The 25,457-nt window shown below is 51.4% G+C and carries 28 protein-coding genes and 1 pseudogene; 9 read left to right on the top strand and 20 right to left on the bottom strand.

The window, feature by feature from the left end; translation table 11 throughout:
- Positions 1–355 precede the first annotated feature (355 nt).
- Both AC4EYZ_RS07210 and AC4EYZ_RS07215 read right to left on the bottom strand, forming a co-directional pair.
- Positions 356–1,279 (bottom strand): bifunctional helix-turn-helix transcriptional regulator/GNAT family N-acetyltransferase, encoded by a 924-nt coding sequence (locus AC4EYZ_RS07210; protein ID WP_223828020.1) that lies wholly within the window; start codon positions 1,277–1,279, stop codon positions 356–358.
- A 175-nt stretch (positions 1,280–1,454) separates the two neighbouring features.
- Positions 1,455–2,264, bottom strand: a complete 810-nt coding sequence (locus AC4EYZ_RS07215; RefSeq protein ID WP_022519736.1) for a sulfite exporter TauE/SafE family protein — start codon at positions 2,262–2,264, stop codon at positions 1,455–1,457.
- Between the two features lie 107 nt (positions 2,265–2,371).
- Between AC4EYZ_RS07215 and AC4EYZ_RS07220 the strand changes: the two genes are divergently transcribed.
- Entirely contained in the window at positions 2,372–3,211 is an 840-nt protein-coding gene (locus tag AC4EYZ_RS07220) for an AraC family transcriptional regulator (RefSeq protein ID WP_022519735.1), read from the top strand.
- A 37-nt stretch (positions 3,212–3,248) separates the two neighbouring features.
- Here AC4EYZ_RS07220 and AC4EYZ_RS07225 read toward each other — a convergent pair whose 3' ends face one another.
- The 9 genes from AC4EYZ_RS07225 to AC4EYZ_RS07265 form a co-directional block, all read right to left on the bottom strand.
- The gene (locus AC4EYZ_RS07225) at positions 3,249–3,935 is read right to left on the bottom strand and encodes a TetR/AcrR family transcriptional regulator (RefSeq protein ID WP_022519734.1); all 687 of its coding nucleotides are present in this window, start codon (positions 3,933–3,935) and stop codon (positions 3,249–3,251) included.
- Between the two features lie 25 nt (positions 3,936–3,960).
- Positions 3,961–5,559 carry a gamma-glutamyltransferase gene (gene ggt / locus AC4EYZ_RS07230; protein WP_223828021.1) on the bottom strand — a complete coding sequence of 533 codons (1,599 nt, stop codon included), beginning with the start codon at positions 5,557–5,559 and terminating at the stop codon, positions 3,961–3,963.
- A 24-nt stretch (positions 5,560–5,583) separates the two neighbouring features.
- The gene (locus AC4EYZ_RS07235) at positions 5,584–6,123 is read right to left on the bottom strand and encodes a TRAP transporter large permease subunit (RefSeq protein WP_490204195.1); all 540 of its coding nucleotides are present in this window, start codon (positions 6,121–6,123) and stop codon (positions 5,584–5,586) included.
- Positions 6,095–6,838, bottom strand: a complete 744-nt coding sequence (locus AC4EYZ_RS07240) for a TRAP transporter large permease (protein WP_490204196.1) — start codon at positions 6,836–6,838, stop codon at positions 6,095–6,097. Before AC4EYZ_RS07240 ends, AC4EYZ_RS07235 begins: the two co-directional genes overlap by 29 nt.
- Positions 6,831–7,823: an IS30 family transposase gene (locus tag AC4EYZ_RS07245; protein ID WP_490203942.1), complete on the bottom strand. Its 993-nt coding sequence runs from the start codon at positions 7,821–7,823 to the stop codon at positions 6,831–6,833. The genes AC4EYZ_RS07240 and AC4EYZ_RS07245 overlap by 8 nt, the downstream gene beginning before the upstream one ends.
- Before the next feature lie 144 nt (positions 7,824–7,967).
- Positions 7,968–8,471 (bottom strand): TRAP transporter small permease, encoded by a 504-nt coding sequence (locus tag AC4EYZ_RS07250; protein ID WP_190373906.1) that lies wholly within the window; start codon positions 8,469–8,471, stop codon positions 7,968–7,970.
- Between the two features lie 84 nt (positions 8,472–8,555).
- Positions 8,556–9,566: a TRAP transporter substrate-binding protein gene (locus tag AC4EYZ_RS07255; RefSeq protein ID WP_035576900.1), complete on the bottom strand. Its 1,011-nt coding sequence runs from the start codon at positions 9,564–9,566 to the stop codon at positions 8,556–8,558.
- A 539-nt stretch (positions 9,567–10,105) separates the two neighbouring features.
- Positions 10,106–10,522, bottom strand: coding sequence for a type II toxin-antitoxin system VapC family toxin (locus AC4EYZ_RS07260; RefSeq protein ID WP_022519783.1), 417 nt, complete (start codon positions 10,520–10,522; stop codon positions 10,106–10,108).
- Positions 10,519–10,773, bottom strand: a complete 255-nt coding sequence (locus AC4EYZ_RS07265) for a FitA-like ribbon-helix-helix domain-containing protein (protein WP_022519784.1) — start codon at positions 10,771–10,773, stop codon at positions 10,519–10,521. The genes AC4EYZ_RS07260 and AC4EYZ_RS07265 overlap by 4 nt, the downstream gene beginning before the upstream one ends.
- 110 nt (positions 10,774–10,883) lie before the next feature.
- Here AC4EYZ_RS07265 and AC4EYZ_RS07270 point away from each other — a divergent pair, with 110 nt between their 5' ends.
- Both AC4EYZ_RS07270 and AC4EYZ_RS07275 read left to right on the top strand, forming a co-directional pair.
- Positions 10,884–11,189 (top strand): hypothetical protein, encoded by a 306-nt coding sequence (locus AC4EYZ_RS07270; protein WP_022519785.1) that lies wholly within the window; start codon positions 10,884–10,886, stop codon positions 11,187–11,189.
- A gap of 383 nt (positions 11,190–11,572) precedes the next feature.
- The gene (locus AC4EYZ_RS07275; RefSeq protein WP_039858818.1) at positions 11,573–11,881 is read left to right on the top strand and encodes a hypothetical protein; all 309 of its coding nucleotides are present in this window, start codon (positions 11,573–11,575) and stop codon (positions 11,879–11,881) included.
- Between the two features lie 352 nt (positions 11,882–12,233).
- On the opposite strand, the gene AC4EYZ_RS07280 is transcribed toward AC4EYZ_RS07275, so the two are convergent.
- The 4 genes and pseudogenes from AC4EYZ_RS07280 to AC4EYZ_RS07295 form a co-directional block, all read right to left on the bottom strand.
- Positions 12,234–13,184, bottom strand: a complete 951-nt coding sequence (locus AC4EYZ_RS07280; RefSeq protein WP_022519887.1) for a DUF808 domain-containing protein — start codon at positions 13,182–13,184, stop codon at positions 12,234–12,236.
- Positions 13,185–13,279: 95 nt separating this feature from the next.
- Positions 13,280–13,546, bottom strand: coding sequence for a hypothetical protein (locus AC4EYZ_RS07285; RefSeq protein WP_022519888.1), 267 nt, complete (start codon positions 13,544–13,546; stop codon positions 13,280–13,282).
- On the bottom strand, positions 13,543–13,773 hold the full coding sequence (locus AC4EYZ_RS07290) for a nucleotidyl transferase AbiEii/AbiGii toxin family protein (protein WP_022519889.1): 231 nt from the start codon (positions 13,771–13,773) through the stop codon (positions 13,543–13,545). Before AC4EYZ_RS07290 ends, AC4EYZ_RS07285 begins: the two co-directional genes overlap by 4 nt.
- Positions 13,774–13,788: 15 nt before the next feature.
- Positions 13,789–14,073, bottom strand: a pseudogene (locus AC4EYZ_RS07295) (type IV toxin-antitoxin system AbiEi family antitoxin domain-containing protein).
- 352 nt (positions 14,074–14,425) lie between these two features.
- On the opposite strand from AC4EYZ_RS07295, the gene AC4EYZ_RS07300 reads away from it, so the two are divergent.
- Positions 14,426–14,800 (top strand): GFA family protein, encoded by a 375-nt coding sequence (locus AC4EYZ_RS07300; RefSeq protein WP_039858811.1) that lies wholly within the window; start codon positions 14,426–14,428, stop codon positions 14,798–14,800.
- 40 nt (positions 14,801–14,840) lie between these two features.
- Here AC4EYZ_RS07300 and AC4EYZ_RS07305 read toward each other — a convergent pair whose 3' ends face one another.
- From AC4EYZ_RS07305 to AC4EYZ_RS07315, 3 genes are all read right to left on the bottom strand, one after another.
- Positions 14,841–15,023, bottom strand: coding sequence for a hypothetical protein (locus AC4EYZ_RS07305; RefSeq protein WP_039858808.1), 183 nt, complete (start codon positions 15,021–15,023; stop codon positions 14,841–14,843).
- A gap of 34 nt (positions 15,024–15,057) precedes the next feature.
- A complete protein-coding gene (locus AC4EYZ_RS07310) occupies positions 15,058–15,582 on the bottom strand; it encodes a helix-turn-helix transcriptional regulator (RefSeq protein WP_490204197.1) in 525 nt (174 codons plus the stop codon).
- Between the two features lie 567 nt (positions 15,583–16,149).
- A complete protein-coding gene (locus AC4EYZ_RS07315; protein ID WP_490204198.1) occupies positions 16,150–17,124 on the bottom strand; it encodes a LysR substrate-binding domain-containing protein in 975 nt (324 codons plus the stop codon).
- Between the two features lie 93 nt (positions 17,125–17,217).
- On the opposite strand from AC4EYZ_RS07315, the gene AC4EYZ_RS07320 reads away from it, so the two are divergent.
- The gene (locus AC4EYZ_RS07320; RefSeq protein WP_490204199.1) at positions 17,218–18,138 is read left to right on the top strand and encodes a DMT family transporter; all 921 of its coding nucleotides are present in this window, start codon (positions 17,218–17,220) and stop codon (positions 18,136–18,138) included.
- A 34-nt stretch (positions 18,139–18,172) separates the two neighbouring features.
- Here AC4EYZ_RS07320 and AC4EYZ_RS07325 read toward each other — a convergent pair whose 3' ends face one another.
- Entirely contained in the window at positions 18,173–19,123 is a 951-nt protein-coding gene (locus AC4EYZ_RS07325) for a DUF808 domain-containing protein (protein ID WP_490204200.1), read from the bottom strand.
- 603 nt (positions 19,124–19,726) lie between these two features.
- Between AC4EYZ_RS07325 and AC4EYZ_RS07330 the strand changes: the two genes are divergently transcribed.
- Positions 19,727–20,512, top strand: a complete 786-nt coding sequence (locus AC4EYZ_RS07330) for a helix-turn-helix transcriptional regulator (RefSeq protein ID WP_490204201.1) — start codon at positions 19,727–19,729, stop codon at positions 20,510–20,512.
- Between the two features lie 254 nt (positions 20,513–20,766).
- Positions 20,767–21,783 carry an IS30 family transposase gene (locus AC4EYZ_RS07335; RefSeq protein WP_317998401.1) on the top strand — a complete coding sequence of 339 codons (1,017 nt, stop codon included), beginning with the start codon at positions 20,767–20,769 and terminating at the stop codon, positions 21,781–21,783.
- 28 nt (positions 21,784–21,811) lie between these two features.
- Here the strand turns inward: AC4EYZ_RS07335 and AC4EYZ_RS07340 are convergent, their stop codons facing one another.
- Complete coding sequence (locus AC4EYZ_RS07340; protein WP_490204202.1) at positions 21,812–22,285, bottom strand: acyl-homoserine-lactone synthase; 474 nt, start codon at positions 22,283–22,285, stop codon at positions 21,812–21,814.
- A 142-nt stretch (positions 22,286–22,427) separates the two neighbouring features.
- Between AC4EYZ_RS07340 and AC4EYZ_RS07345 the strand changes: the two genes are divergently transcribed.
- Together AC4EYZ_RS07345 and AC4EYZ_RS07350 are read left to right on the top strand one after the other, a co-directional pair.
- Entirely contained in the window at positions 22,428–23,444 is a 1,017-nt protein-coding gene (locus tag AC4EYZ_RS07345) for an IS30 family transposase (protein ID WP_317998401.1), read from the top strand.
- A gap of 486 nt (positions 23,445–23,930) precedes the next feature.
- Complete coding sequence (locus tag AC4EYZ_RS07350; protein ID WP_490204203.1) at positions 23,931–25,454, top strand: AMP-binding protein; 1,524 nt, start codon at positions 23,931–23,933, stop codon at positions 25,452–25,454.
- Positions 25,455–25,457 lie beyond the last annotated feature (3 nt).

A 25,457-nucleotide genomic window follows, 5' to 3' on the forward strand; every position in this document is an offset into this window, starting at 1 on the left:
CTCACCCCGTTTGTTATTGCCTATGATTTTGATGGTACTGAAGGCCGTTACTACACGATTTATCTTCTCGGCTGGCTCCCACTGGTGCTGCCCATTCTGGAGGTAATCCTGGTTATTCAGGGGCCTTCCAGGCCAGTCCAGGAAATCGGCGTATCGCATAAGATGATTTACGTTCTTTACGTGCAGATTTTACATATGCTGACGTGCGGGTATTCGTGGATTGGGTCATTGAACGCATACAACTTGCCGAGCCACGGTGGCAAATTAGCAATATCATTTAAAGGTTTGCGCTCGCCCCCCTGTTGTCCGGCATACGGCCTTTACCTAGGCAAAGCGATGCTTCGCAACGTGGGTACTACAGCTCACGGCTCCACACCTGACCGACAAGATCCTTGCCGAAGCTGTGATGGGGCGTTTCCTCAACCAGTTCGAAACCCGCCCTTTCATAGATTTTTCGCGCACCAATAAGAACGCTGTTGGTCCACAAGATGATTTTTTTATAGCCAGATTGGCGGGCGAATCTTAGGCATTCATCGACAAGACGGCCACCTATTCCAAGACCGCGGGCGCAGGGATCGACATAGAGTAACCGCAGCTTTGCGGTCGCTTCGTCCTCCCTAACGACGAACACGGAACCAACGACACTTCCTTGCTTCTCGACGACCCAGCACCGTTCCCATTGCGGGTCATAATCACGCAGATACTTGGCGACGATGTCTGCTGTCAGTGCTTCATATTCACTGTTCCAGCCGTACTCCTGGGCATAAAGAACCGCCTGCCGATGGACGATCCATCCCATATCGCCTGGCTGCGGGTCGCGCAGCAGGTAGTTCGAATCAGTATCGCCAAGCAGGCTCTCGATTTGATGCATAGCCTCGATCAACTGGTGTTGCTCAGGCTCCGAAAGCCGCTTGAGCATGGCAACAACTTCGCGCTGCGATGCATCACTCAACGGCAGGTAAGTTTCCCGCCCATGATCAGTCAATTGCAGTTGCGCCGCCCGGCGATCGGAGGGCAAGGGGATCCTGGTGATAAGCCCCTTCTTCTCGAAGCCTTTCAGCACCCGGCTCACGTAACCGGCATTGAGCCCCAGCTCCCGGCAAATATCCGAGCTGGTAAGCATCGGCCGATGCGCCAGCTCATACAGAATGCGAACCTCCGTTAACGAGAATGGGCTTTCCAGCAGATGCTCGTGCAGCACACCGATCTGACGCGTGTAGAAACGGTTGAAGCTTCGCACCGTTCCAGCTCGCTCATGCAAGCGTTGTTCTACGGCCATGAAGAGGCCTCCAATTAGTTGCCTTAAGCACATAATTAATTGCTTTTGGTAACCATGTCAACAAGATCTCATAAGAAACTACTGACAAAATAAATCAAGCTCTCTCGACTGCGCGACGCCCTGAATATCAAGCGCCACACATCTCCCAAACAGGCATCTCCCAAGCAAGCAACACTCAATGAACAAAAACCATCACCACCAGCACCATGGTCAGCAATAGCAGGTACACCCTGGCATGAAGACGATCAGGGATGCGCCCGATCCAGGTCGATGCCAGGCGGATTCCGAGCCATGAGCCCACTGCAAGTACCAGCAAGGCGCGCAGATCCACATAACCGGCATACCAGTCCCCCAACGCTGGGTGATTTGCCGACAGCAACACATACGTCGCGGTGCCACTCACCGCCATGGGCAACGACAACGGATTGGCCATGGCAGTAGCTGCCGTCATACTTGCGCCTCTACGGCGCATGAGCGGTACGGTCATCACACTGCCGCCAACGCCCAGCAAGGCGGCCACCGCACCAATCAATGTCCCCGTCATCGCCGTTACCCCACGCCCTATAGGACGCACATCACTCCCCGCCTGATGCAGAAAACCGGGTCGCAGAGCGGCATCCGCAATCGTGATGCCCAGATAGCCGATGAACGCCCAGCGCACCCACTCCCCGCTCAACGACACGGCAGCCGCCGCGCCAAGCACGGCGCCCACGGCGATATAGCCCACCAGCGGACGCACCAGGTGCCACTGCACGGTCTGCCGTAGATGGTGGCGCCATGTGGACAGGGAAGCAGCAAATACCATCAACGCCGTCGAGGTGGCCACCGCGATATGCATGGCCGCCTGACCGATACCACTATCCGGCCCATGGACGGAAATCAGCAGGGTATACAGCAAGGGAACCACCACAAACCCGCCACCGAAACCGAACAATACGGTGGTCACTCCCGCCACCCCGCCACAAAGTAGCAATACGCTATACACCGGCACTCTCCTGATGAAACGAAACAGCAGGCACTATATGCTGGCGAGGATTGGCCGACATTCGTCATTCGGACAACCATCAACGCGTTTCAGCCAGGTTAACGCTAATGCTCAATACACCTCTTTCAGATGTGGATCATGTAGCACGGCCCGTGGTGGCCATCGGCACTGACTACCGCCCCGGCACCCTCCTCGACTTTCATACCCATCGCCGTGCCCAGTTTCTCTATGGCATGACCGGCGTGATGGAAGTTAATACGGATGATGGCACCTGGATGGTGCCGCCATTCAGCGGCGTCTGGCTACCTGCGGGCAAGCGCCACCAAGTGCGCATGAACGGGGTGAGCACCCGAAGCCTGTATATCGAGCCCCACGTTGCGCCACGCACATCGCGCAACTGCGAGGTGCTAGTCGTGACGCCTCTCCTGCATCACCTGTTGCTGGCTTCCGCCCACATCCCCGCGCTCTATGACGAAAACGGCCGCGACGGTGCCCTGGCGCAACTACTCCTATACGAGCTGGAACAGGCTCAGGCCCTGCCACTGTTTGCCCCCCTGCCCCATGACCTTCCGCTCGCCCGCCTGTGCAGAGAGTTCCTCGGCCAGCCGAGCATTCACACTCTTCCTGAGGAGTGGGCGCGGCAGTTACATTGCAGTCAGCGCACCTTCAATCGCCTGTTCCGTCAGCAGACTGGACTCTCTTTTGGCCGATGGCGCCAACAGGCCTGCCTGATGGCAGCAATTCCCAGGCTACTTTCGGGCAGTTCCGTTACCCGAACCGCACTGGAACTCGGCTACGACAGCCCAGCCGCTTTCTCCAGTATGTTTCGCAAGGTGCTTGGTCAATCTCCCAGCGCTTTTGTTCGGGCGGCTAGTCGCCCGCCGGAGGAAGGCGGCGGTTCTGGCTTGGTTTGCTGTCGTAAATTTATGCAGCAGATGGGCAAGTAGATGAGGTATTCGGAGCCCTGCAGATAGTCCTTGTCGCTTATTTAATCACCCGGGACTCAACACATAGATAGGAAAGTATTACCTCGACCGCATGGGCACGCCGCTCAATCAACCAATCCGGGTCAGCCAGATCCTGCTCGAAGATGATGGATAGCGTGTCGCGTTGATTGATGTGAATGATTGATAGCGAAAGAATAGAAATGTAGAGCTGGGTAGGGTCTACAGCCGAGCGAAATAACCCTGCTGCTTCCCCTCGCTTTAGGGTATCCCGGATCATGCCTACGAGCGGCGTCGTTTGCTGGACGACTTTGCTCGATTTGCGCAGCATGCGCCCACCCAGCAAGTTCTCATTGCGCACCAGGCTGGTGAACTCGGGATGCTCGGCCATATGATCGAAGGTGAATTCGACCAGCGCGCGCATACCTGCAACGGGCTCGAGATAGCTTAAATTGAGTGCCTGCTCCTTGGCGCGCAACTCCTCATAGACTCGTTCGAGAACAGTCAGGTAAAGACCTTCCTTGTCATCGAAGTAGTGATACACCATGCGCACATTACAATCGGCTGCACGCACGATACGTTCCATGCGAGCACCATCGTAGCCGCGCTCGGAAAACTCTTGAGTCGCCGCTTGAAGCAGGCGCTCGCGTGTTTCATGAGCATTACGGCGGTTTTTTCCCCGGGTACGGGCACTCTGTTTCACATCGAGCGTATCGCTTTTTGTCATGTACACATCCTTGTTTCTATTGGTGCTATAGCCCTAACGCGATGCCATCGCTGCGAGGGTCATGAGCAGCGTAAAAGCCTTTCGCCGGGTCGATAACGACCGCGCCGGGGTGGCCAGCCAGGGCACTTTGAACGGGTAGCGGGCTCATCTGATGACCACGCCGGGTCAATTCAGCGAAAATAGCATCTCCCGCATCCTGCTCAAGTTTTAGCGTGTCACGTCCATCGGAAAAGGTTCGCCCCAGTAGGAAGCGCGGCGCTTTAAGCGCACTGAGCGGATCCATGCCGTAGTCTATCAAGCGCGTCAGCACGGCAGCGAGGGTTTGCGGCTGTCCATCTGCTCCTTGAGTACCGTAAAGTAAACGAGGCTTTCCATCGACACGATACATACCCGGGTTAAGGGTATGAAAAGGACGCTTTCCAGGGGCAAGCGCATTCGGATGAGCAGGATCAAGACTGAACGCGGCACCACGGTTATGCCACAAAATCCCCGTATCACCGACACTGACACCACTGCCCCAGTCGTAATAAATCGTCTGCAGCATGGAGACGGCATTACCGAAACGATCAGCTGCCGCCAGATAAACTGTGTCGCCATGCTGATAAGCAAAGGGCCAATCCAATGCTTTCCCCGCCTCCACTTTTGCCGCTTCAGCATCAAGATGAGCAGGCGATAACAACCTTTCACAAGGCACCGACGCGAAATCGGGATCAGCCAGGTAGCTATTACGATCCAGGAAAGCGCGCTTTACCGCCTCCACCAGCAGATGGTAATAATCGGCGCTGCCCTCTTCGATCCTGGAGAGGTCAAAACGCGCCAGGATACCCATTATCTCTAGTGTCGTCATACCCTGGGTTGGGGGGCGATGGGCCAGCAGCTCGCCACCACGGTAGGGAACAGACAACGGCTTTTCTACTCGTGCTCGGGTAGCCGCCAAATCAGTGGCCGTGAGTGGAGACCCTACTGCTGCCAGTCCAGCGGCGATTTTCTTCCCCAACTGCCCTTCATAGAAGTCCCGGTAGCCGTGGGTCGCAATGGACTGCAGTGAAGCGGCCAGCTGTGGCTGGTACAGTTTTTCACCCTCATGGGGAATCTTCCCGCCTGGCATAAAGTGCTCTCGCACGCCTGGCATCATCGACAGCTCATCGCTACGAAAATCAAGCCAGAAGCGCTGCGATGGCGTTATCGGGAAGCCTTCCCTCGCTAGCTGTATCGCTGGCTCCATCAGCGCTGCCCAGCCAATTTGGCCGCCACAGTTCTGACGGGAAATCTCATGCGCCTGCCCCCAGGTATCAACCGTGGCAGCCGTGGTTAACATGGAACCTGGCCCTCTCGTAGGCAATTGGCCAGACAGTTCCAACTTGGCCTGTGGTGCCTGACCAATGCCTGACAGGGTTCGCACACCACCGCTTGCATCCGCAATGATCATGAAGGCATCGCCGCCAAGCCCGGTAAAATGCGGATACGTCACTGACAGACAAGCCCCCATGGTGATGGCAGCCTCAACCGCATTGCCTCCTTGACGAAGTACCTCACGACCCGCCTCTGTTGCCAACGTATGTGGACTGGTCACCACCCCCTCATGGGAATGCGCCAGCGCTGATGAAGTTAAACTAATAGACATTGCTACCATCCTTATTCGGGCTGTTTAGCCGCCATACACCACACTGGGTAGCCACATACTGATCGCAGGAATATAGGTCAGCAAAATCAAGGCAAACAGAGCAATGCCAATAAAGGGCAAGGCACCACGTACCGCCTGGACGTAATCGACGCCGTTGATAGTGCCCGCCACGAACAGGTTGAGGCCGAACGGCGGCGTAAACATACCAATCGCCCCATTCACGGTCAGTACTGCCCCCAGGTGGACAGGATCAATACCAACGCGCATGCCCACCGTGTAAAACAGGGGAGCGAGAATCACCATGATGGAGGAAGCATCAAGGAACATGCCGGCGACCAGTACCGTCACATTGATCAGCAGGAAGATATGGTACGGATTGTCGGATAACGACAGGATAGCGTTGGCCAACATGGCCGCTAGCCCATTACTGGAAAGAAACCACGCCAGAACCGAGGCAGCAGCGAGAATAATCATTACCTGAGCCGTTGTGGTCGCCGCTTCAATCATGCTTTGGAATAGCTCTGCAAAGCTCTTCTCACGATAAATCTGAGACCAACAGGGCATAGATCACCGATACAGCGGCGGCTTCAGTGGGCGTAAAGATACCCAGGTAAATCCCACCCAAGACGACGAGAGGAACCCCTAACCCCCACGAAGCATCTTTGAATCCTGCTAAAACCTCGCCCCAACTGGGCGGCTCCACGGGAGTGACACCGTCCTTTTTGGCGCGATACCAACAGTAAGGCAATAAGCATGCTGCATATAATAAACCGGCGCCCACCCCCGCCATGAACAGCGCACCCACTGACACACCAGTGACAGCCGCGTAGACGATCATTACAACCGAAGGGGGAATGATGATGCCCAATGAACCGGCAGACACCAGCACGCCAATCGAAAATTGACCGGAATATCCTTCCTTGCGCATGGCCGGATAGAGCAATGAGCCCACCGAAACCACCGTGGCCGGGCTAGATCCGGAAATAGCGCCAAAAAACATACTCGCTGATACCGCCGTCATCCCCATACCACCGGTAAAACGCCCCACCAACAAGTTGGCCAAGCGGATGATACGCTGCGATAACCCACCCGCACTCATCAAACTACCAGTGAGAATAAAAAAGGGTATCGCCATCAATGGAAACTTATCCAACCCAGCAAACAAGCGCTCGGCAACAATGGTCAACGGAATATGGCTAAAACTCCCCATCGCCACCGTGACGGAACCCGCCAACGCAATAAAGATGGGCGTTCCCACTAACATCCTGAATTCAAACATTAAGCGCAGCACCCGCGGTTTCCAGCGCTCCTGAATACTCTCCCAGGAACACTTGTGCCGGTGTCCGATACCCCAAGCGTTTTCTGGGGCGATTATTCAGCTTGGCAACGACTCGCCTCAGTGCTGAGTCGCTCACCTTTCGGAAGTCCGTCCCTTTCGGGAAATATTGGCGAATCAGTCCGTTGGTGTTTTCATTGGTGCCACGCTGGCATGAGCGGTACGGGTCGCAAAAATAGGTCTTGGCCGAGACGGCCTTGGCAACCTGTCGGTGCTCGGCGAATTCCGAACCGTTATCCAAGGTGATGGTCTGCACTGCACCTCGGCGTGGTTTTAATAACCGGGTCATCGCTTTGGCCGTTCCTGTGGCCGTGATTGTCGGCAGGCGCGCTGCCAAGAGGTATCCGCTGCGTCTCTCGACCAGGGTCACCAGGCCGGATTCTTTGTGGCCCTTGAGCACCGTATCGCCTTCCCAATGGCCGATATGGCGCCTTTCTTCCACTTCGGCGGGACGTTGTTCAATACCTACCCGGTGTGGAATTTTGCCCAATCCCGCATGCTTGGCCAATCGGCGCTGATAGCGCCGCTGGTGTGGTAAGCGGAGTCGCTTCCATAAGTCGCCGCCGTGTTTCTTGTCGTCCCAGATTAACGCATAGATCCACTGATGGCTTACGCAAACGCCGTTGGCATTCGCCATGAAGCCACTAATTTGCTGGGGGCTCCATTCGTCCATCAGTTGATCAGTGACCCATCGAATTAGGCTGGGCAGTCGCTTCGTCACTTTCCAGGCGCTGCGTCGACGCTGATCACTTCTCAATTGAGCCTGCTCAGGCGCATAGCCAGCAGTAAGCCCATTGCGCTTTATCTCCCGGCTAATGGTGCTGCTGTGAACCCCAATAGCCTTGGCTATCTGTCGCTGGCTGATGCCAGTCTCGAGGTAAGCGAAAATTTGGTATCGTTGGGCCTGGGTCAGTTGTCGGTATCCCATTCTCTGCTTCACTTTGGTCGGTAAAGTCGAGAGGGTACCGGCGCTGGCCCTCCTTCCTCTACTGTGTGATCCAAAGTGCTGCGGTTATTCTATGAATCCAGGATCAAAACAGCTAATAGAACCAGGAAGGTGATGACCATATTCTTATCCAATTTGATCAAGGTGGGCAGAGGATTGCTCTCGACCAAGCAACGTCCGGAAGAAATGCTGGGTAAAGCGAATGCCCATTAAGAGAGCGCCCACTGGAATGGCCAACTGAACGATCCACATAGGCGCCTGAAGAGCAGAGCTCACCTGACCGAACCGATGGGTTTGCTCAGTTAACTGGATACCGTAAACCACCAGGAAGAGGCAGAAAGCGATAGAAACCGCATGAACTAGCAACTCTATCCATTTCGCCATAAGGGGAGGACTAAACCTGCGTAGAATATCGATCCCAATATGAATCCCTTGCCGTGCAGCAACGCTCGCGCCAAGCAGCACCATCCATACAATTTGGTAACGCACCAGCTCCTCAGCCCATGAAAAACCATCGTTAAACACGTAGCGTGCAATGACGTTGGCGAAAAGAATGAACGAGGCGGACAAAATCAGCAGACCAATCAAGACCTCCTCGGCACGCGATATTAGGCGATCAAGTTTGCGCATAGCGGACTCCACCAGCGATGAAAACAATGGGGAAGGAAAGGGCTATCGGGATCACCGATCAGCCCTTTAATGGGTGAAGCGCTACTATTCAGCATCAGCAATGGCTTGCTGGAATTCCGCCATTAGATCTGCGCCAATTTCATTGGCAAACTCATCGTGCACCGACGCTGTCGACTCTCTGAAAGCCGTCAGTTGGGCATCATCCAGTGTGCTCACGTTAGTGCCACTTGCTTCGATAGTGGCAATGTAGCCCGTTTCACGGCGGGCGGTTTCTTCACGCTGGAATGCGGTGGTTTCACGTGCAGCGTCCGTCAATAGCGCCTGATTCTCAGGGCTTAAGCTATCGAACCAACTCTGGCTAAACAGAAATGCATAGGCTAGATAAGCGTGGTTGCTGATAACCACATCCGACTGCACTTCATAAAATTTCATTTGTGTAATCGATACCAGCGGATTTTCCTGGCAGTCGACAATGCGTTGCTGCAGCGCGTTGTAAGTTTCACCGAAGGCAATCGGTACCGGGTTAGCGCCCATCGCTTTAAACTGTTCCATGATGATAGGGCTTTGCATCACGCGTACCTTTTGGCCTGCGAAATCCTCCGGGCCATTAACGGGCTGGTCACAGGTAAATTGCTTAAAACCACTTTCCCAGAACGTCACCCCCTTCAGCCCCACCTGCTCTACCGTCGCCAAGAGGTCATCACCAGCCTGCCCATCCAGAACGGTGTGGGCGATATCGGGAGATGGGAACAAGAAAGGCAGATCGACGATCTGCATGGCGGGAACGAAGCCCGATAACTTGGCGGTCGGAATAATCGCTGCTTCCACAGCCCCCATCTGCAACTGTTGGGTGACTTCGACATCATCACCGAGTGTGTTATTAGGGAAAATTTCTACTGAAATCTCACCACCACTACGCTCAGCCACCATGTCCCTGAAGCGCTCAGCCGCCAGGTGCTGTGCGCTATCTTCAGGCAAATCATGGTGAAACTTGATATTAATATCGGCGCTTGCCATACCAGTATGTGCCAAAGCACCCAACGCGAAACTACAAGCGAGGGCCTTCAGCTTCATGTTCTTAAATTGCTTTTTCATGGTGTGATCCTTGCCATTGCGCCCATTCAGAAAACACTCTTCATGGAGCGAGTTAAGTAACTATTTACTTACTTAAAGAAAAAGCAATTATCATGCCACCTTGAAACATGAGAGATTCTGCGGGTTGTTGAACGTATCTATGCATAAATTCGCACCAACTTTGTGCTAAAGGGCTCAATATGGTGCGAATTTATTCGGGGCCTGATGCCACCCATCAAGCCATCGTCCTCTTAGTCAATTCTTGGCAGGATCGGGCCGGGAGCTCTTTGCCGCCCGGCAGTGTTTGAACAGCTTTTGCATCGAGGGCTTGGGGGTCGAACAGAGCGCGCTACTTGAAGGCTTTGAGGCCGCGCGCAGTTACTCCGTTAAAAAGACGGCCAGTGGTGCTATTCCCAAATATACATGAGCCGATTGCATCATCTATTCAGATCATCTTATGAGCCGAATAAGGTTTATATTCGGCTCATGGGCTAGTCGGAGGGTATGTTGGGGTAAGAAGAATGGGTTAAGCAATTAAAGTGCCCAGCAGACCGCACCAGTTAGGCTTCAAAAGGGTTAATGACGTCCACATTGGCTGCCTCAAAAGGAGCCATATCTCTGGAGGCGACTTGATAGCCTTGTGATACGGCAATAGCAGCAATGTAGCCATCCGGCACAGGAAAACCACGCCCGGCGGTTCTGGCTGTCACGGCTAGCTCTGCATACTTGCGAGCGGCGTCAACGTCAAAGGACAAAATCCGCCCTCTGAACAACTCCACAAGGCCGCCCAAGGTCTCGCTCAACATGTCCTTGCGCTTCCCGTTGGGCAGCGCCGCAATACCAAATAACAACTCTGCAAGTGTGACACTAGACAGGTATAACGTTTCAGCCGACTGCTCATTAAGCCAAGCTCTGACGGCTGGATCAGGCTCGGGTTTCATCGCCTCGGAAACGACATTGGTATCCAGAACGATCATTCAAACCTCATCGGTTCAGCAGGCGTCTTGTCACGCACCTTTTCAAAGACCGCTACGTCTTCATTGGTCAACCCGATCTTGCGACCCAAATCAGCCAGGGCATCACCCATTTTGAGGCGACTTTCTGGCCGTGTGATCTCTTCCAGGATGGCCCGCACCTCAGCCTCGGCGCTGCGGTGATTCTGCTTGGCTCGCGCTTTTAGTGCATTGTGTACTTCGTCAGGAATGCTTCTAATAGTCATCATGCCCATAGCCCAAACTCCTATTGCATGTGGTAAGCGCAGCTGCGCTCCAACTGCATTCAGTATAGTATACTGGATGCAAAAGGCAAGCACTTGCAACACTGCTTTTCAGAAGTAACGTGTACTTTAAGGATATTTTGCAACCGCAAAGCGATGCCTGCATAACTAATCCCGTGGAGAACACTCCCGCACCAATTGCTGACATATTTGGTCAAGAGGCTGCTTTTGTGGCCAAAAGACAATCAGATTATGGTCACACCGGCTTCTTTGCTGAGCGGGTACTACTGATCCGCCAAAACGGCTATTCATTACTGACTATGAACCATTGCATCAGGTTATTTCATGGCATGGGGAATGTCTGCCATCCTCAGCAGCCAAATACAGAAAGGGCAGTCACTTGGACTGCCCTTTCGTTTTATGTGTGAAGCGGGAATACGTAAATGAAAGCACGGATCAGCGCTGACCTTCAGTGCGCAGCTTTGCCACTTCATCTAGCGCCAAGCCTATCGCTTCAGCAATCTGCTCATCACTCTACACCTCACGCAGCCAACCCAATAATGCCTCGCTGCCTGGGCGCTGAGGTGCGCCTTGACGTGTGTATAGGACAATAGCATCGTGCTGAGGCGATGGGTGTCCGGAATCAGTGAACCACTACATAAAGCAGTTTAGTGTCGTAAGGTTGGCGCGGATCCTTGTGTAAACCAACTACTCGCTAACCAATGAAATCGGATGGGCAAAAAGTTATTATCCAGCTAAATAATTTTTCTACCGAATTCATGCACTTTTATATCCTCTCACTGGACACTCTATGCATAACCTATGGATTCCCGTCGTCGCCATTTTCGTCGTTGCTGGCCTGGTATTCGGTAACCAGGCCTATTCTGAGGCCCAGCGTGATGCCCACATCGCCGCGACTATATCTGAACGCCTCGACAGCCAGGCACCGGCCGAAATTTCCCACTTGACGCAAGTCAATAAGGGCTATGGGGTGTGCGGCGACTATGAGCTTTCAAGCGCCGAGTCCGGTCGTTTCTACTACAATCACGCCACCAAGCGCCTAGTGTTGGGTACCGATGCTCCGCTGTATCACGACAACTGCGAGGGCGTCTCTGACTGACCCCTTAGAACCTGTTCACGATCTTTTCAGCAGTAAAGTGATTGCGCACAAACCCCATGCCCCTCCTCACGCAGCGCTTTTCTATGCCGCTGCTTTAGTGGCCCTTTTACCCCTCGAAACTTCCACCATATTCTCTCGGGACAAGATCAGCCTCTTCGTCGCCCGTCCTGATAAGGTTGACGATCATTTGCGCGACCAATGACAGTGGGTGAGCTATCGAAGTTGCCCCAACCTCTTGCTCCTGTGCGGTGCTCAGGCCTGACGAGAGGGACAGCCAACAGAGTTCAATGATCCGGCCATAGCAGCGCTCTGAGCCGTTAGAAAGCTCCACCGGAAACACCCGGCGTAAACCTTACTCGACATGCGCCTTCTTAACAGGAAGTAGGTGCACCACGCCCACCACTACCGAGCCCACCAAAAAGCCAATCACCGCAGAGCACAGTGTATTGAAGCTCCAGCCCAGCGTGCCGCCCAGGGCACCGGTTGCCTCGCTAATGCCAAGCTCAATATGGTGTACCCACTCATAGGGAGCGTTGAACCAACCCGTACCATCGGCACCTAGATTGGCCATCAGTATATGCCCACCCACCCAGAGCATGGCGACAGTACCCACGACCGAGATGGTCGCTAGCACCTTAGGCATGGCTGTCACCAGGCCACGGCCCAGTGTCTGCACGCCCGAACTATCCCGCTGGGCGAGCCTCAGGCCGATATCATCCATCCTGACCAACAGCGCCACTACTCCATACACCAGAAGTGTGATGACAAACGCGACCACCACCAGGCTAACCATCTGCGACCAGAACCCTTGATGGGACACTGTTGAAAGCGCGATCACCATGATTTCGGCGGACAGAATCAGGTCGGTACGAATAGCGCCACCCACGATCTGTTTCTCGGCCTCCGGTCCCTTTTCTACCGCTGGTTTGTCGTCGTCATGCTGACCAGAGAGCTTGTGCCAGACCTTCTCAGCGCCCTCAAAGGCCAAGTAGGTGCCGCCCACCATCAGGATGATCGGCAATAGCGCGGGCAAAAAGTGATTCAGCAGCAGCGCCACCGGCAGGATAAAAATCAGCTTGTTGCGAATCGACCCCAGCGCGATCTTCTTCACAATCGCCAGTTCCCGCTCCGCTGTTACCCCCTGCAAATATTGCGGCGTCACCGCCGTATCATCCACCACCACCCCGGCCGCCTTCGCCGTCGCACGCCCTGCGGCGGCACTCACATCATCCAATGATGCTGCGGACAGCTTCGCCAATGCGGCAATGTCATCCAATAATCCTATCAAGCCGCCTATGGCCATGGGTGCTTCCTCCGTGAATAACAGGTGCAGATAGTAGAGCACAAAGCGGCTTGGGCGGATCGCCTCTTTTGCTTCAAGATTCCGACTTGCGCACCTTACCCCAGCAGTACTTTCAGCTCATGACGTTGTTCAGCATGTTTGGCCGCGTTTTCGTTTTTCAGTTTTTCCAGATTGATAAGCTTCCAGCGTACGGCAGGCAGATCCGCCGCCCGAGGGCGATCAATAGCATCAAAATCGGGCATACCGTCATGCAGGCTCATTAGGAATTGCTTGGTGTTCTCATCGAAGCGGGAATGAATATCTGCAATCAATCGTTTACGGGTGTCGAAGAGCTCTTGGAGACTGACAGAAGCTCTGGTCATTCCCTCAAATTTTTGGTGGCCATCGCGTTGTTGATCTCGGAAAGGCTATCGTTTCGATCTTTCACCGGCAGGTAGGTCAGGTCGATATCGACTGACAAACGCGGGAGATCACGATAGAACAGGTTTATCGCCGTGCCGCCCTTCAGCGCGAATACATCTTCCTTAGCGACATGCGGGAGAATACGCACAAGAAGTGCGACCTGTGCTTCATAGGTTTCACGTGCCATCGTTGGTCTCCGTCCTTACAAACGCTTCAGGCGCCATAATCCGATAGCGCGGACGTATCTTGCCCCTTTTACCAGTGCACGGTCGCCGCTGCCGAGATTGAACTCTGCTGGGTCGAAGCGCTTGCGCCAGGGGGGATCGAGGCGATCGACAAAGACAAAGAATAGCCGCTTTACCTTGATCTACTTACAACTCTGCAGCAGAGCTGCCAGTAGTTTAGGGCGCAGCGTTGTCAGGCTCTCAAATAGCATATCGAGATTGTGAAAACTCTCATGGTCGGGCAGCTCGTCCATAGCTTCCATAATTGCCCTTTCGAGTGCCGACCTCTTGAGCGTCCAGTCCCATGGCAGCGTGTCTTCGGCGTTGATTAACTAAAGAATCTTCCATAAGGCTCTTTAATATCGTCAAATTTTGTGTACTTTTAGTTCACAAAGCACCTATCTTTTAAAGACCCACGGGGAGGCGATTTACCAGCTTAATATCCGCGCCTGCTTGTAACCGAGATACAAACTAATTCCGGGCTCTAAGGCAAATCCGCCTCCTGCAACAGCTAGCTTTTATCGGTTTTCGGGCATCAAATACCAACGAGACGGCAGCAAGACAAAACAAAAAGTGCCACCTACTTTGAATGTATGAATCTTCTGGAGATTGGCAATGGAACAACTAACAGGTGGCTGTCTCTGCGGTAAGATCCGAATCTTGGCCAATGGCGAGCCGCTTCGGGTAGGTATTTGCCACTGTATGGATTGTCGCAAGCATCATGGGGCGCTTTTCTATGCGGCTGCTGATTATCCCAAGCAAGCTGTCATTATCGAAGGCGAACCGCACAGTTATCAGGGGCGCTACTTCTGTTCCGCATGCGGTTCGTCGGTTTTTTCGGTAAGCGAGGAAGAAATCGAAATACACCTTGGTACCCTTGATTCACCCAATCAACTTAAACCGACGTATGAGCTTTGGGGCATTCGCCGCGAACATTGGCTACCGCCATTTCAAAACGTGGAGCGATACGAACGAGATCGGGAAGATTGAGCGGGTTCAAGGGCTGCCGCTTAGGTCAGAAGGTAATCGATCAGCGCTTACCTTCAGTGCGCAGCTTAACCACATCCTCTAGCACCAAGCCTGTCGCTTCAGCAATCTGCTCGTCACTCAGCACTCCCAGCTTGAGCAGATTACGGGCCGTTTTCTCAATGCCCAGCTTTTCGCCTTCCTGGCGTTCTTGCTGAGCCCAGTTTTCCAAATTTTCTGCCAACATGTCTTTATCCTCCACCAAACTATTGAACTGTTGGCTACGCGGTCAGCAACTCCATTTCCTCGCGGCTACGAACCGGATGGCGGATCGCCTCTTTGGCTATATTCACTTCTAATGCCACTTTCGCAGTATCTAGCACGCCAACATCAATTTGGTAGCCCCCTCGGGTCATCAGCCAGTCAAGCACCTCCGCCAAGTGCCAGATTGAGGCACTGCCTTCGTGAACCGGCATAGGAAACGTCGCTCGGTGGGTGAGCATCAACTTCCTCATTGCCTGTCGCGAAACGCCCACAACGTCTGCTACATCCGTCAGGCCAACAAGATCCGGCGAGGCCTCGATCAGCCGCGCGGAAGGGATCGCTTTTTTTACGTCAACCAGGGCAGCGCGAACCGCTTCCTCGGCGCTGCCCGCTTCACGAGAGAATTCCAGCGCCAAGCGGCCCGGCTGCCCTACGCCCACCAGAGCATCATCACAACCGGCGGCGCCCAAACGCTCCACCAGTGCATCTAGGTCGCTGTCGCAGTCAGCCAGTTGGTATTTCAGCGTAAAAACATATTCCATTCTTCAATCCTCCGGCTCCGCTTCGTCTCGATGCTTGTGGGTCGAGCACTTGTCCACCACTCTCCGAATTGCCCGGGCGTGGCTGCCGGGATTTTTCGGTGTACTCCACACGCTCGCGATACAAAACTCACCGCAGCGGCATTCATCATCATTATAAGGACAGTAAATTTTGCCCCAGGCATGGCTACCGCCGACTTCAACTCGCCAGCCCTCCGCTTCCGCATGTTTGAGGGCAGTTTCGATCTCTTTTTCGGATGTGCTGGACGAGTCATTATTTGCCTCTGAGTATGAAGCCCCCTTCAATGGTTGTCAATTGACAACCATTGATGCAGCAGTTCATATGCTTGCCGACGTTCATCTAAATAGATAGACCCAAGTGTCTCTTTTAGCTCCCTAATAATCATTTAAGAAAGAATATCAGTAGGTACAACACTTAACCTGACGCTGGGGGCTTTAATGGCATGGGGAATGTCTACCATCCTCAGCAACCAAATACAGAAAAGGCAGCCAATTGGACTGCCCTTTCGTTTTATGTGTGAAGCGGGAATACGTAAATGAAAGCAAGGATCAGCGCTGGCCTTCAGTGCGCAGCTTAGCCACATCCTCTAACGCCAGGCCTGTCGCTTCAGCAACCGGCTCATCACCCAACACCTCACGCAGCCAACCCAATAACGCTTCGCTGCCTGGGCGTTGGGGCGCGCCCTGGCGTGTGTATAGGGCGATAGCATCGTGCTGGGGCAAGCTCTCTGTCACCGGGCGGATCAGTTCGCCATTTTCAATTAAGCGTTGCGTTGTGCGCCGCCATCCCAAGGCGACACCGTGCCCCGCGACAGCCGCTTGCAGTAGCAGTGGATAGCTATCGAAAACAGCACTCTCCGCCGATGAGAGTTCAAAGTGCCCCATGGCACGCAACCAGCCATCCCACTCCAGCCAATCCGCCGGGTCAGCGTGGTGGTGCAGTAGCCGCTGCTTCAGCAACGCGTTGAGACTCAACGGCGTAGTGACCCCTTTCAGGTAAGCAGGGCTGCAGACCGGAAATATCTCATCCTCGGCGGTAAACACCAATCGATGGCTCCCGCTGGGTCGTCCGTTGGTTTGCAGTGCAATATCGAAGCTGCCACTAAATTCGGTAATCGGCCTTGTCGAGGTCGCCAGCTGTATCTCAATGTCAGGATAACGACGATTGAAGTCAGCCAGCTGTGGCATCAGCCAATAGAACGCTTCGCATAACTGGCAGAACAACACGACGCGCTTATCATCCGGGTCGCCGCGCAGCGCCTGAGCCCCCGTAGCAATACTTTCCAGCGCCTGGGAGACTGTACGGCCAAACTCACGCCCTTCGCGGGTAAGAAACACACTGCGATTACGGCGCTCGAAAAGCATCACGCCAAGGTCTTCCTCCAGCGCACGGATCTGTCGGCTGATAGCCGCCTGGGTCAGGTGGAGCTCATCGGCCGCGCGCGAAAAGCTTTCAAGCCTGGCGGCTGCCTCAAAGGGGCGCAGCGTCGCCAGCGGTGGAAGAGACTTGATGAAGTTATCCATAATCTGAACTCATGCATTGTGACGCAGAAGTCGTTTGAAGCACTGCTAGAGGCAGCGGCATTCTAGAGCGGAATTCAACTCTGGAACGCTGCAATGAAGGCCACCGCTGAACCACAAGATAATATCCTACAGGGTGTATGCCTTATCGTGGGGGCTGTGTTTCTGCTGGCGTTGACCGACGCCCTGGTTAAGTATCTAAGTGCCAGTATGTCGCTATGGCAACTCTATGTCATCGCCTCAACACTATCGCTGCCGATACTCTTTGGATTGATCATTAGCCATTCAGGCCCCCGTCCCAAGGTAAAATCACGCCGCTGGGTGGCGATTAGAAGCCTGCTTCTGTTGCTGATGTGGATCGCCTACTACGCAGCACTGCCGCTGATTCCACTCTCGGTGGCAGCGGTCGCCATTTACACCACGCCGCTGTTTATTGCCGTACTGGCTGCTTTTGGGGCGGGCGAGCATCTTTCACGCCAGGCTTGGCTGGGCATTCTCTGCGGTTTCCTGGGCGTGGTGGTGGTGTTGCGCCCTGGCGGCGACACCTTCACTCCTGCCACACTGCTACCCGTGCTTGCCGCCCTCTTTTATGCGCTAGCCATGCTGGTCACTCGCCACCACTGCCAAAAAGAGCATCCCTTACTTCTCACCCTGGGATTAAATCTAGCCTTCCTGGCAGCAGGCGGTTTCTTCAGCGTGCTGGTGGCAATCAACAGCACGGCAACACTCGCTGAACGCGCGCCTTTCCTGTTCGCCGGTTGGCAACCGCTAGACGCCACAGCGTTATTGATCGTGGGCGCCTACGCCCTACTGCTGATCATTGTGAATACCGGGGTGGCAAGGGCTTATCAAATTGCTCCTTCGGCGTTGATCGGCACCTTTGATTACGCCTACCTCATCTTTGCCAGCCTTTGGGGCTACCTGCTATTCAGCGAAGTACCCGATGTCATGACCTGGCTGGGTATGGGCATGATCTTAATGGCGGGGGTGATGGTGTTACGGCAACGGCGGAGCTAATCGATATTTCTGCTTACTTCGTCGCAGCCCACACCTACTCGGCATGCGCCTTCTTATTAGGAATGAGGTGCAGCATACCCACCACCACCGAGCCCACCACAAAGCCAATCACCGCAGAGCACAATGTATTGAAGCTCCAGCCCAGCAAGCCGCCCAAGTCACCGGTTGCCTCGCTAATGCCTAGCTCAATATGGTGTACCCACGCATAGGGCGCGTTGAACCAACCCGTGCCATCAGAACCAAGATTGGCCATCAGGATATGCCCACCTACCCAGAGCATGGCAACGGTGCCCACCACAGAGATGGTCGCTAGTACCTTTGGCATGGCAGTCACCAGACCACGGCCCAAGGCCTGAACTCCCGAATTAGCCCGCTGGGCAAGCTTCAGGCCGATATCATCCATCCTGATCAACAGGGCCACCACGCCATACACCAGAAGTGTGATGACAAATGCGACCACCACAAGGCTCGCCATCTGTGACCAGAATCCCTGATGGGAGACCGTGGCCAGCGCGATCACCATGATTTCAGCGGACAGAATGAGGTCGGTACGAATGGCGCCACTCACGATCTTTTTCTCGGCTTCCGGCCCCTTTTCTACCGCTGGTTTGTCGTCATCATGCTTACCGGAAAGCTTGTGCCAGACCTTCTCCGCGCCCTCAAAGGCCAGGTAGGTGCCGCCCACCATCAGGATGATCGGCAATAGTGCGGGCAAAAAGTGATTCAGCAGCAGCGCCACCGGCAGGATAAAAATTAGCTTGTTGCGGATCGACCCCAGCGCGATCTGCTTCACGATCGACAGTTCACGCTCCGCTGTCACTCCCTGCAAATATTGCGGCGTCACCGCCGTATCATCCACCACCACCCCGGCAGCCTTCGCCGTCGCACGCCCAGCGGCGGCACTCACATCGTCCAATGATGCTGCGGACAACTTCGCCAGTGCAGCAATGTCATCCAGTAATCCTATTAAGCCGCCTATGGCCATGGGTGATTCCTCCGTGAATAACAGTTGCTGATAGTAAAGCACATAGCGGGATGGGTGGGCCGCCTCTTATGGCCCTAGAGTACCGCCAACAATGCCTCACTGATGGTTTGCCGTTCAGGCATTTGAGTCATTGCGTTAGCCAGAATCAGCGGGGAACACCTCCATCCAATCACATTGAATATGCTTAAAGAATGGCATTATTTGGAATATCTCATTGATTAAGGGTACTTATATATGTGGAAGGTCATTAGATATACATGAGCCGATTACCCTGCCTATTCAGGTCAAATTACGAGCTGATTATGGTTTTTCTTCGGATCATAAGTTAGATAAAGGATTGATTAGGATGGAAATAGGTATGCAGAAGAGAGAAGTCTGGACGTGAAATACCCATTTATTTTGAATTGTTGCTATAAAAACACTCATTGAATTGTGAGGTATTTAGGCGGTGGCGACGTCGGTAGCAGACCGTCGGCTAGACTAAAGTCGAACATTTGCAAAGAATATTGTAGTCATTTTCCTACATATAATGAGAACGAGGCATGCTAGCATATTGGTAAGTTCAAGTAGCCATAACAACGCGCTGGCCTTGGAGGATGCAACGTGACAGGAACTAAACAGGTTGGATCTGCTGAGATAATTAGAGGTTCCATGTTTCAAGCTGACGGGCGATCAATACGTGATCTTGGACATTACCTTCTGACTGAAATCCAGCACAACATTGGCAAAGGAGCACCAGAATATGTAGAAGTACTTTCTTGGGCCTTTGAAAAAATAGGGATCGCTAATTTCAGCTATGTCTATGTGGGTTATCTACCACCCGAGGCTGATAAGGCTGTCATTTTAGGTAACTATCCAAAAGACTGGGTAAAACTCTATGAATCGCATGCTTTATACCGCAACGATCCTATAATCAATCACTCTTCAACAACGTCCGCAGCTTTCTTTTGGAAAGGTAGCCTAAGGAGAGATAATAAATCAAGACACATATTTGACATGTCTGCTCAATATGGCATTGAGCAGGGTTTTACTGTCCCGATACACGAGCCAGGCTGTGCTTTTGGGTCAATGCACTTAGCGAGCAGAAAAGAAAATTTAGAATTTAAAAAAATTGTGCAAAATTATTCATATCTAATATCTACTATTAGCTACATAGCACACCAGAAACGCCCATCCCTTGCTAGGCTTAAGCCTTACCGACGCCTCTCAGAACGGGAAGCGGAATGTCTACACTGGGTTGCAATGGGCAAGTCCTACGGAGAAATTGCTTTAATACTAAGCATATCCGAAAGAACTGTTAAGTTTCACGCACAGAATATAATTAAAAAATTAGATTCAGTTAATATTAAGCAAGCAATGACAAAGGCATTGCGCATGAACTTGATTTAACAAAACAATCATTTACGTTGCCACTTCCATTATTCTTATTAGCAATAAGCATAATATCTTCAACTGCCTTTTGACAACAAGGAAGATTTCCATAATAAACTTTTTCACTTAATGACCCAAAACCAGAATTGAGAACATTGAGGGGCCACCCGCACATTCTTAACACACGCCTCATCATTTCATCAACAACGACTTCATAGCTTGGCCGCAGAAATTGAGTGCAACACCTGAGCATTTCGCTAAGGTGTTGTCCCATGTCTTACCTCGAACTCAGCATTGAAGAACGTGCCAGCATCCAAGTGGGTCAAGCCCAAGGGATGAGCCTTCGGCATATTGCCCAGCTCTTAGGGCGAGCTCCTTCAACCATCTCTCGTGAAATACGCCGTAACCAAATAGCCCAGAACGGTTACTGTGCCCGGCACGCTCAACGTCAGCGAGAAAAGCGTCGAGCTGCCTGTCGCCCGACACAGAAGCTTGTGCCGGGCACGGAGCGTTTTGACCTCATCGTTTATATGTTGCGACAACGCTTGTCTCCTGAACAAATTAGCGGCAAGCTCAAAATGATGAAACTACCTGATTTGCGCGATGCCTACGTCTGCCGAGAAACCATCTACACGGCCATTTATGCCTTGCCTGTTGGCCACCTTCGCAAGGAACTGATTCACTGCTTGCGACAAGGTAAAACCACACGCAAGCCTCGCCGTGGCGAAGTGGATCGACGTGGACAGATCCCTGACATGGTCAGCATTCACTTACGTCCGCCCGAGGTCAGTAAGCGTGAAATGCCCGGCCACTGGGAGGGCGATCTGATTAAAGGTAAGAATAACGCGTCTGCGGTAGGCACCTTGGTAGAACTTAGTAGTGGCTATCTGATACTCGCAAAAATGGATGACGCCACCGCCACATCCGCCGTCGCAGGCTTTAGTGCTGCCCTGAACCGAATGCCGACCACCGCTCGAAAAAGCATGACTTATGATCAGGGGCGTGAAATGGCACACCATGCAAAAATTACTCAAGAAACCGGTGTTGCGATTTACTTTTGCGATCCCCATAGCCCCTGGCAGCGGGGGGCCAATGAGAATATCAATGGCCTAATCCGTCAATATTTACCGAAAGGAACGGATCTTTCAGTGCATAGCCAGGAAGAGCTAGACGCCATTGCCTTTGAGCTAAATATGCGACCTCGAAAACGCTTTGGGTTTAAATGTCCGATAGAAGTGATGAGCGAGCTGATGACCAAGTACCATGAAAGCCCATCAACCATCCAGTGAGTGTGTTGCACTCAGAGTCTGCATCCGCCTAGTTTATAATCTCTCTATTCAAACCAAAATCAATCATACTTATAAATAAAGCATATATTCTTGCATCAAAACTCTTTTTACCTCCAAAGTTTATTTTTTCCGGAGTAATAAAAAACCGCGAGGCTTCCCAGCTATTATCAAGCTGACTTTCGTCAAACTTACTTGGCTCTTTTAACCACTTCAGAGCTCCAGTCATAAGAGTTGGGGATGTTGATGGACGAAGTCTTACACAACCAGAAATACAGTTATTAATTAACAGATAGATATAGTAAGCTTCATAATTATCATACTCGTCATATTCTAAATCCCCTCCAGTGTAGCTCTCTATATTCCATTTTCTTCTATCAATAAACACTTTCTTTCTAAGTTCAAAAATTTTATCAAGACTAGATTTAGGTAGACCAGTGTAATTAGAAACTACAATTTCTATGCCATGAAAAATTTGATTTTTATTTAATGAAGATAAAAACATAACCCTTCCTCTGAATCAATTCCTTAAAATAGTAAAACTAGTTAATTCATTAACACACCTGTCCCATAGTACAGTTGACTTTTAAGGGCTTGGCCGCAGAAATTGAGTGCAACACCTGAGCATTTCGCTAAGGTGTTGTCCCATGTCTTACCTCGAACTCAGCATTGAAGAACGTGCCAGCATCCAAGTGGGTCAAGCCCAAGGGATGAGCCTTCGGCATATTGCCCAGCTCTTAGGGCGAGCTCCTTCAACCATCTCTCGTGAAATACGCCGTAACCAAATAGCCCAGAACGGTTACTGTGCCCGGCACGCTCAACGTCAGCGAGAAAAGCGTCGAGCTGCCTGTCGCCCGACACAGAAGCTTGTGCCGGGCACGGAGCGTTTTGACCTCATCGTTTATATGTTGCGACAACGCTTGTCTCCTGAACAAATTAGCGGCAAGCTCAAAATGATGAAACTACCTGATTTGCGCGATGCCTACGTCTGCCGAGAAACCATCTACACGGCCATTTATGCCTTGCCTGTTGGCCACCTTCGCAAGGAACTGATTCACTGCTTGCGACAAGGTAAAACCACACGCAAGCCTCGCCGTGGCGAAGTGGATCGACGTGGACAGATCCCTGACATGGTCAGCATTCACTTACGTCCGCCCGAGGTCAGTAAGCGTGAAATGCCCGGCCACTGGGAGGGCGATCTGATTAAAGGTAAGAATAACGCGTCTGCGGTAGGCACCTTGGTAGAACTTAGTAGTGGCTATCTGATACTCGCAAAAATGGATGACGCCACCGCCACATCCGCCGTCGCAGGCTTTAGTGCTGCCCTGAACCGAATGCCGACCACCGCTCGAAAAAGCATGACTTATGATCAGGGGCGTGAAATGGCACACCATGCAAAAATTACTCAAGAAACCGGTGTTGCGATTTACTTTTGCGATCCCCATAGCCCCTGGCAGCGGGGGGCCAATGAGAATATCAATGGCCTAATCCGTCAATATTTACCGAAAGGAACGGATCTTTCAGTGCATAGCCAGGAAGAGCTAGACGCCATTGCCTTTGAGCTAAATATGCGACCTCGAAAACGCTTTGGGTTTAAATGTCCGATAGAAGTGATGAGCGAGCTGATGACCAAGTACCATGAAAGCCCATCAACCATCCAGTGAGTGTGTTGCACTCAGAGTCTGCATCCGCCCAATAAATAAAAATCGTCTAATTCTAGCAGTGGCATGTTATCAATCATTGCTACCATATACTTGGATGATTATCACTTCCCACACTTTAAATTGATAACAGCAAATAACTTTAAAAGCTTTTTTCTAAGTATATTCAAACGCATGTATAAATTTAATTTTTTAAAAATAAATATCTTACACTTTCAGCTGACATACGAATGTTTATTTTAACATAAAATTAATCATCCCTCGGCACATTACATCTTCCTATATAGCATCTATTCCTAAGGTTTTTCACTTAATTATAAATGCATAACCATCCATACACTTTCAGATCGTATAGATAGACAGAAAGGTATACATACCTGTCCTTTAGGCCAGTTGTTGTCACAGCAAAAATTTATTTTACTAAGTGTTGAATGCATGTGATGTGTGTAGCGTAAGCAGATAGATAAAATGACAATAAGGAGAGACTTAATGCAGCAAGCACAGAAGTCGGTACTGGATCTAATTGAAGCACATGCCTGTAAAGATCCTGATAGAAAAGCAATTGACAATGGAAACTTTAAATTAACTTATGGTGGTCTTTGGCATAATATAGAGAAAATTTCAGAATATATACAAGCTCAAGGCATAGAGCCAGGCACTATCATAGCGGTAGTCCAATATAATGTCTCAACTGCAATTGAAACTATACTAGGAGTAATGCATGCCGGTTGTATATATACACCTATATCCGCCGACATAGGCCCAGAAAGGATTAACAATTTAGTAAGCATGAATAATATTTCATGTGTGATAAGTGACGCACCAGAGACAACCGACGCCATTAAAAATGCAACTATTTATTCATATCAAGATATCATTTCGCAACTTTCATTAGCAACCTCCCCTGTAAGAAAACATCACCCTGTAGCCTACGTAATGTTTACTTCTGGCTCAACTGGAGTACCCAAAGGCGTCGTCATTAGCCACGCTAATTTATACTACGTGTATAATTGCTGGCGAAGTATATATGGGCTTGAAAAAATCAAAAGGCACTTGCAAGTAGCCAGCCTTTCATTTGATGTATTTGCCGGTGATTGGATAAGAGCGCTGGGGTCTGGTGCGACATTGTATATCCCTGATATAAGGGATAACAATGTGAGCGAACTCTATAAATACATTGAAAGAAACAGAGTGGAGTGCGCTGAATTTACTCCAATTATTTTGAGAAACTTACTAGATCATGTAATTAGTATCGACAGCAGGTTAGAGAGCTTCAAGGTTCTCGTAGCCGGCTCTGATGTAATGCATATAAATGAACTGAAGAAAATAAAGAGTTTCATGCATCAAAATGCTCGTTTGTTTTACTCATATGGAACAACAGAAACTACAATAGATAGCGTTTGTCTTGAAGTTAAACCTGGAATACTAAACATGTTGCCTGATGATGCAGCAGCACCAATAGGCAAGCCAATACCTGGAACCAAAATACAGATTCTTGATGAGAATTACCAGAGAGTAGCGGATGGGACGATAGGAGAGTTATATATTGGTGGGCATGGAGTAGGAGTGGGGTATCTAAAACATACAAAACAGACAGCAGGACGTTATCTAAGCGACATAAACGGCAACTTGAAAGGTACATGGTACAAATCCGGAGACCTGGCCTCGTGGAAAGATGGGATTCTATACCTCCATGGTAGATCAGATCATATAATAAAGTACGAAGGGAGAGTCGTAGATATTTCGGTAATTGAAAATAAATTAAGGAGCCATCCAGGTATAGAAGAATGTGCTTTAGTTCCGGTTGGTGAAGGGCTTAATCAGAAAATATCGATTTTTATTAAGGCTGAAAAGACAATACCAATGTCGAGGTCTCAAATTGTTCAGATTGCAAATGACTCATTTATTTCGGAGAAAAGTGTCGCTTCAATACTCGTAAATAACGAAATACCGCTTACTACAAGTGGTAAAGCTGACAGAAAAAAACTTCGTGAAATTATGGAAAAACTGTGAGGT

The organism is Vreelandella sp. 162(4c) (genome assembly GCF_058152265.1).

What these genes read in the sequence shown, in the direction of transcription:
- AC4EYZ_RS07320 (WP_490204199.1), top strand. Translation starts at nt 17,218, where the DNA reads ATGAAGGCCACCGCTGAACCACAAGATAATATCCTACAGGGTGTATGC.
- AC4EYZ_RS07340 (WP_490204202.1), bottom strand. Translation starts at nt 22,285, where the DNA reads ATGTTTTTATCTTCATTAAATAAAAATCAAATTTTTCATGGCATAGAA.
- AC4EYZ_RS07350 (WP_490204203.1), top strand. Translation starts at nt 23,931, where the DNA reads ATGCAGCAAGCACAGAAGTCGGTACTGGATCTAATTGAAGCACATGCC.
- AC4EYZ_RS07310 (WP_490204197.1), bottom strand. Translation starts at nt 15,582, where the DNA reads ATGGAATATGTTTTTACGCTGAAATACCAACTGGCTGACTGCGACAGC.
- AC4EYZ_RS07245 (WP_490203942.1), bottom strand. Translation starts at nt 7,823, where the DNA reads ATGGGATACCGACAACTGACCCAGGCCCAACGATACCAAATTTTCGCT.
- AC4EYZ_RS07345 (WP_317998401.1), top strand. Translation starts at nt 22,428, where the DNA reads ATGTCTTACCTCGAACTCAGCATTGAAGAACGTGCCAGCATCCAAGTG.
- AC4EYZ_RS07220 (WP_022519735.1), top strand. Translation starts at nt 2,372, where the DNA reads ATGCTCAATACACCTCTTTCAGATGTGGATCATGTAGCACGGCCCGTG.
- AC4EYZ_RS07290 (WP_022519889.1), bottom strand. Translation starts at nt 13,773, where the DNA reads ATGGCACGTGAAACCTATGAAGCACAGGTCGCACTTCTTGTGCGTATT.
- AC4EYZ_RS07255 (WP_035576900.1), bottom strand. Translation starts at nt 9,566, where the DNA reads ATGAAAAAGCAATTTAAGAACATGAAGCTGAAGGCCCTCGCTTGTAGT.
- AC4EYZ_RS07235 (WP_490204195.1), bottom strand. Translation starts at nt 6,123, where the DNA reads ATGCCCTGTTGGTCTCAGATTTATCGTGAGAAGAGCTTTGCAGAGCTA.
- AC4EYZ_RS07275 (WP_039858818.1), top strand. Translation starts at nt 11,573, where the DNA reads ATGCATAACCTATGGATTCCCGTCGTCGCCATTTTCGTCGTTGCTGGC.
- AC4EYZ_RS07225 (WP_022519734.1), bottom strand. Translation starts at nt 3,935, where the DNA reads ATGACAAAAAGCGATACGCTCGATGTGAAACAGAGTGCCCGTACCCGG.
- AC4EYZ_RS07285 (WP_022519888.1), bottom strand. Translation starts at nt 13,546, where the DNA reads ATGACCAGAGCTTCTGTCAGTCTCCAAGAGCTCTTCGACACCCGTAAA.
- AC4EYZ_RS07300 (WP_039858811.1), top strand. Translation starts at nt 14,426, where the DNA reads ATGGAACAACTAACAGGTGGCTGTCTCTGCGGTAAGATCCGAATCTTG.
- ggt (WP_223828021.1), bottom strand. Translation starts at nt 5,559, where the DNA reads ATGTCTATTAGTTTAACTTCATCAGCGCTGGCGCATTCCCATGAGGGG.
- AC4EYZ_RS07325 (WP_490204200.1), bottom strand. Translation starts at nt 19,123, where the DNA reads ATGGCCATAGGCGGCTTAATAGGATTACTGGATGACATTGCTGCACTG.
- AC4EYZ_RS07210 (WP_223828020.1), bottom strand. Translation starts at nt 1,279, where the DNA reads ATGGCCGTAGAACAACGCTTGCATGAGCGAGCTGGAACGGTGCGAAGC.
- AC4EYZ_RS07280 (WP_022519887.1), bottom strand. Translation starts at nt 13,184, where the DNA reads ATGGCCATAGGCGGCTTGATAGGATTATTGGATGACATTGCCGCATTG.
- AC4EYZ_RS07315 (WP_490204198.1), bottom strand. Translation starts at nt 17,124, where the DNA reads ATGGATAACTTCATCAAGTCTCTTCCACCGCTGGCGACGCTGCGCCCC.
- AC4EYZ_RS07240 (WP_490204196.1), bottom strand. Translation starts at nt 6,838, where the DNA reads ATGTTTGAATTCAGGATGTTAGTGGGAACGCCCATCTTTATTGCGTTG.
- AC4EYZ_RS07265 (WP_022519784.1), bottom strand. Translation starts at nt 10,773, where the DNA reads ATGGGCATGATGACTATTAGAAGCATTCCTGACGAAGTACACAATGCA.
- AC4EYZ_RS07260 (WP_022519783.1), bottom strand. Translation starts at nt 10,522, where the DNA reads ATGATCGTTCTGGATACCAATGTCGTTTCCGAGGCGATGAAACCCGAG.
- AC4EYZ_RS07335 (WP_317998401.1), top strand. Translation starts at nt 20,767, where the DNA reads ATGTCTTACCTCGAACTCAGCATTGAAGAACGTGCCAGCATCCAAGTG.
- AC4EYZ_RS07250 (WP_190373906.1), bottom strand. Translation starts at nt 8,471, where the DNA reads ATGCGCAAACTTGATCGCCTAATATCGCGTGCCGAGGAGGTCTTGATT.
- AC4EYZ_RS07305 (WP_039858808.1), bottom strand. Translation starts at nt 15,023, where the DNA reads ATGTTGGCAGAAAATTTGGAAAACTGGGCTCAGCAAGAACGCCAGGAA.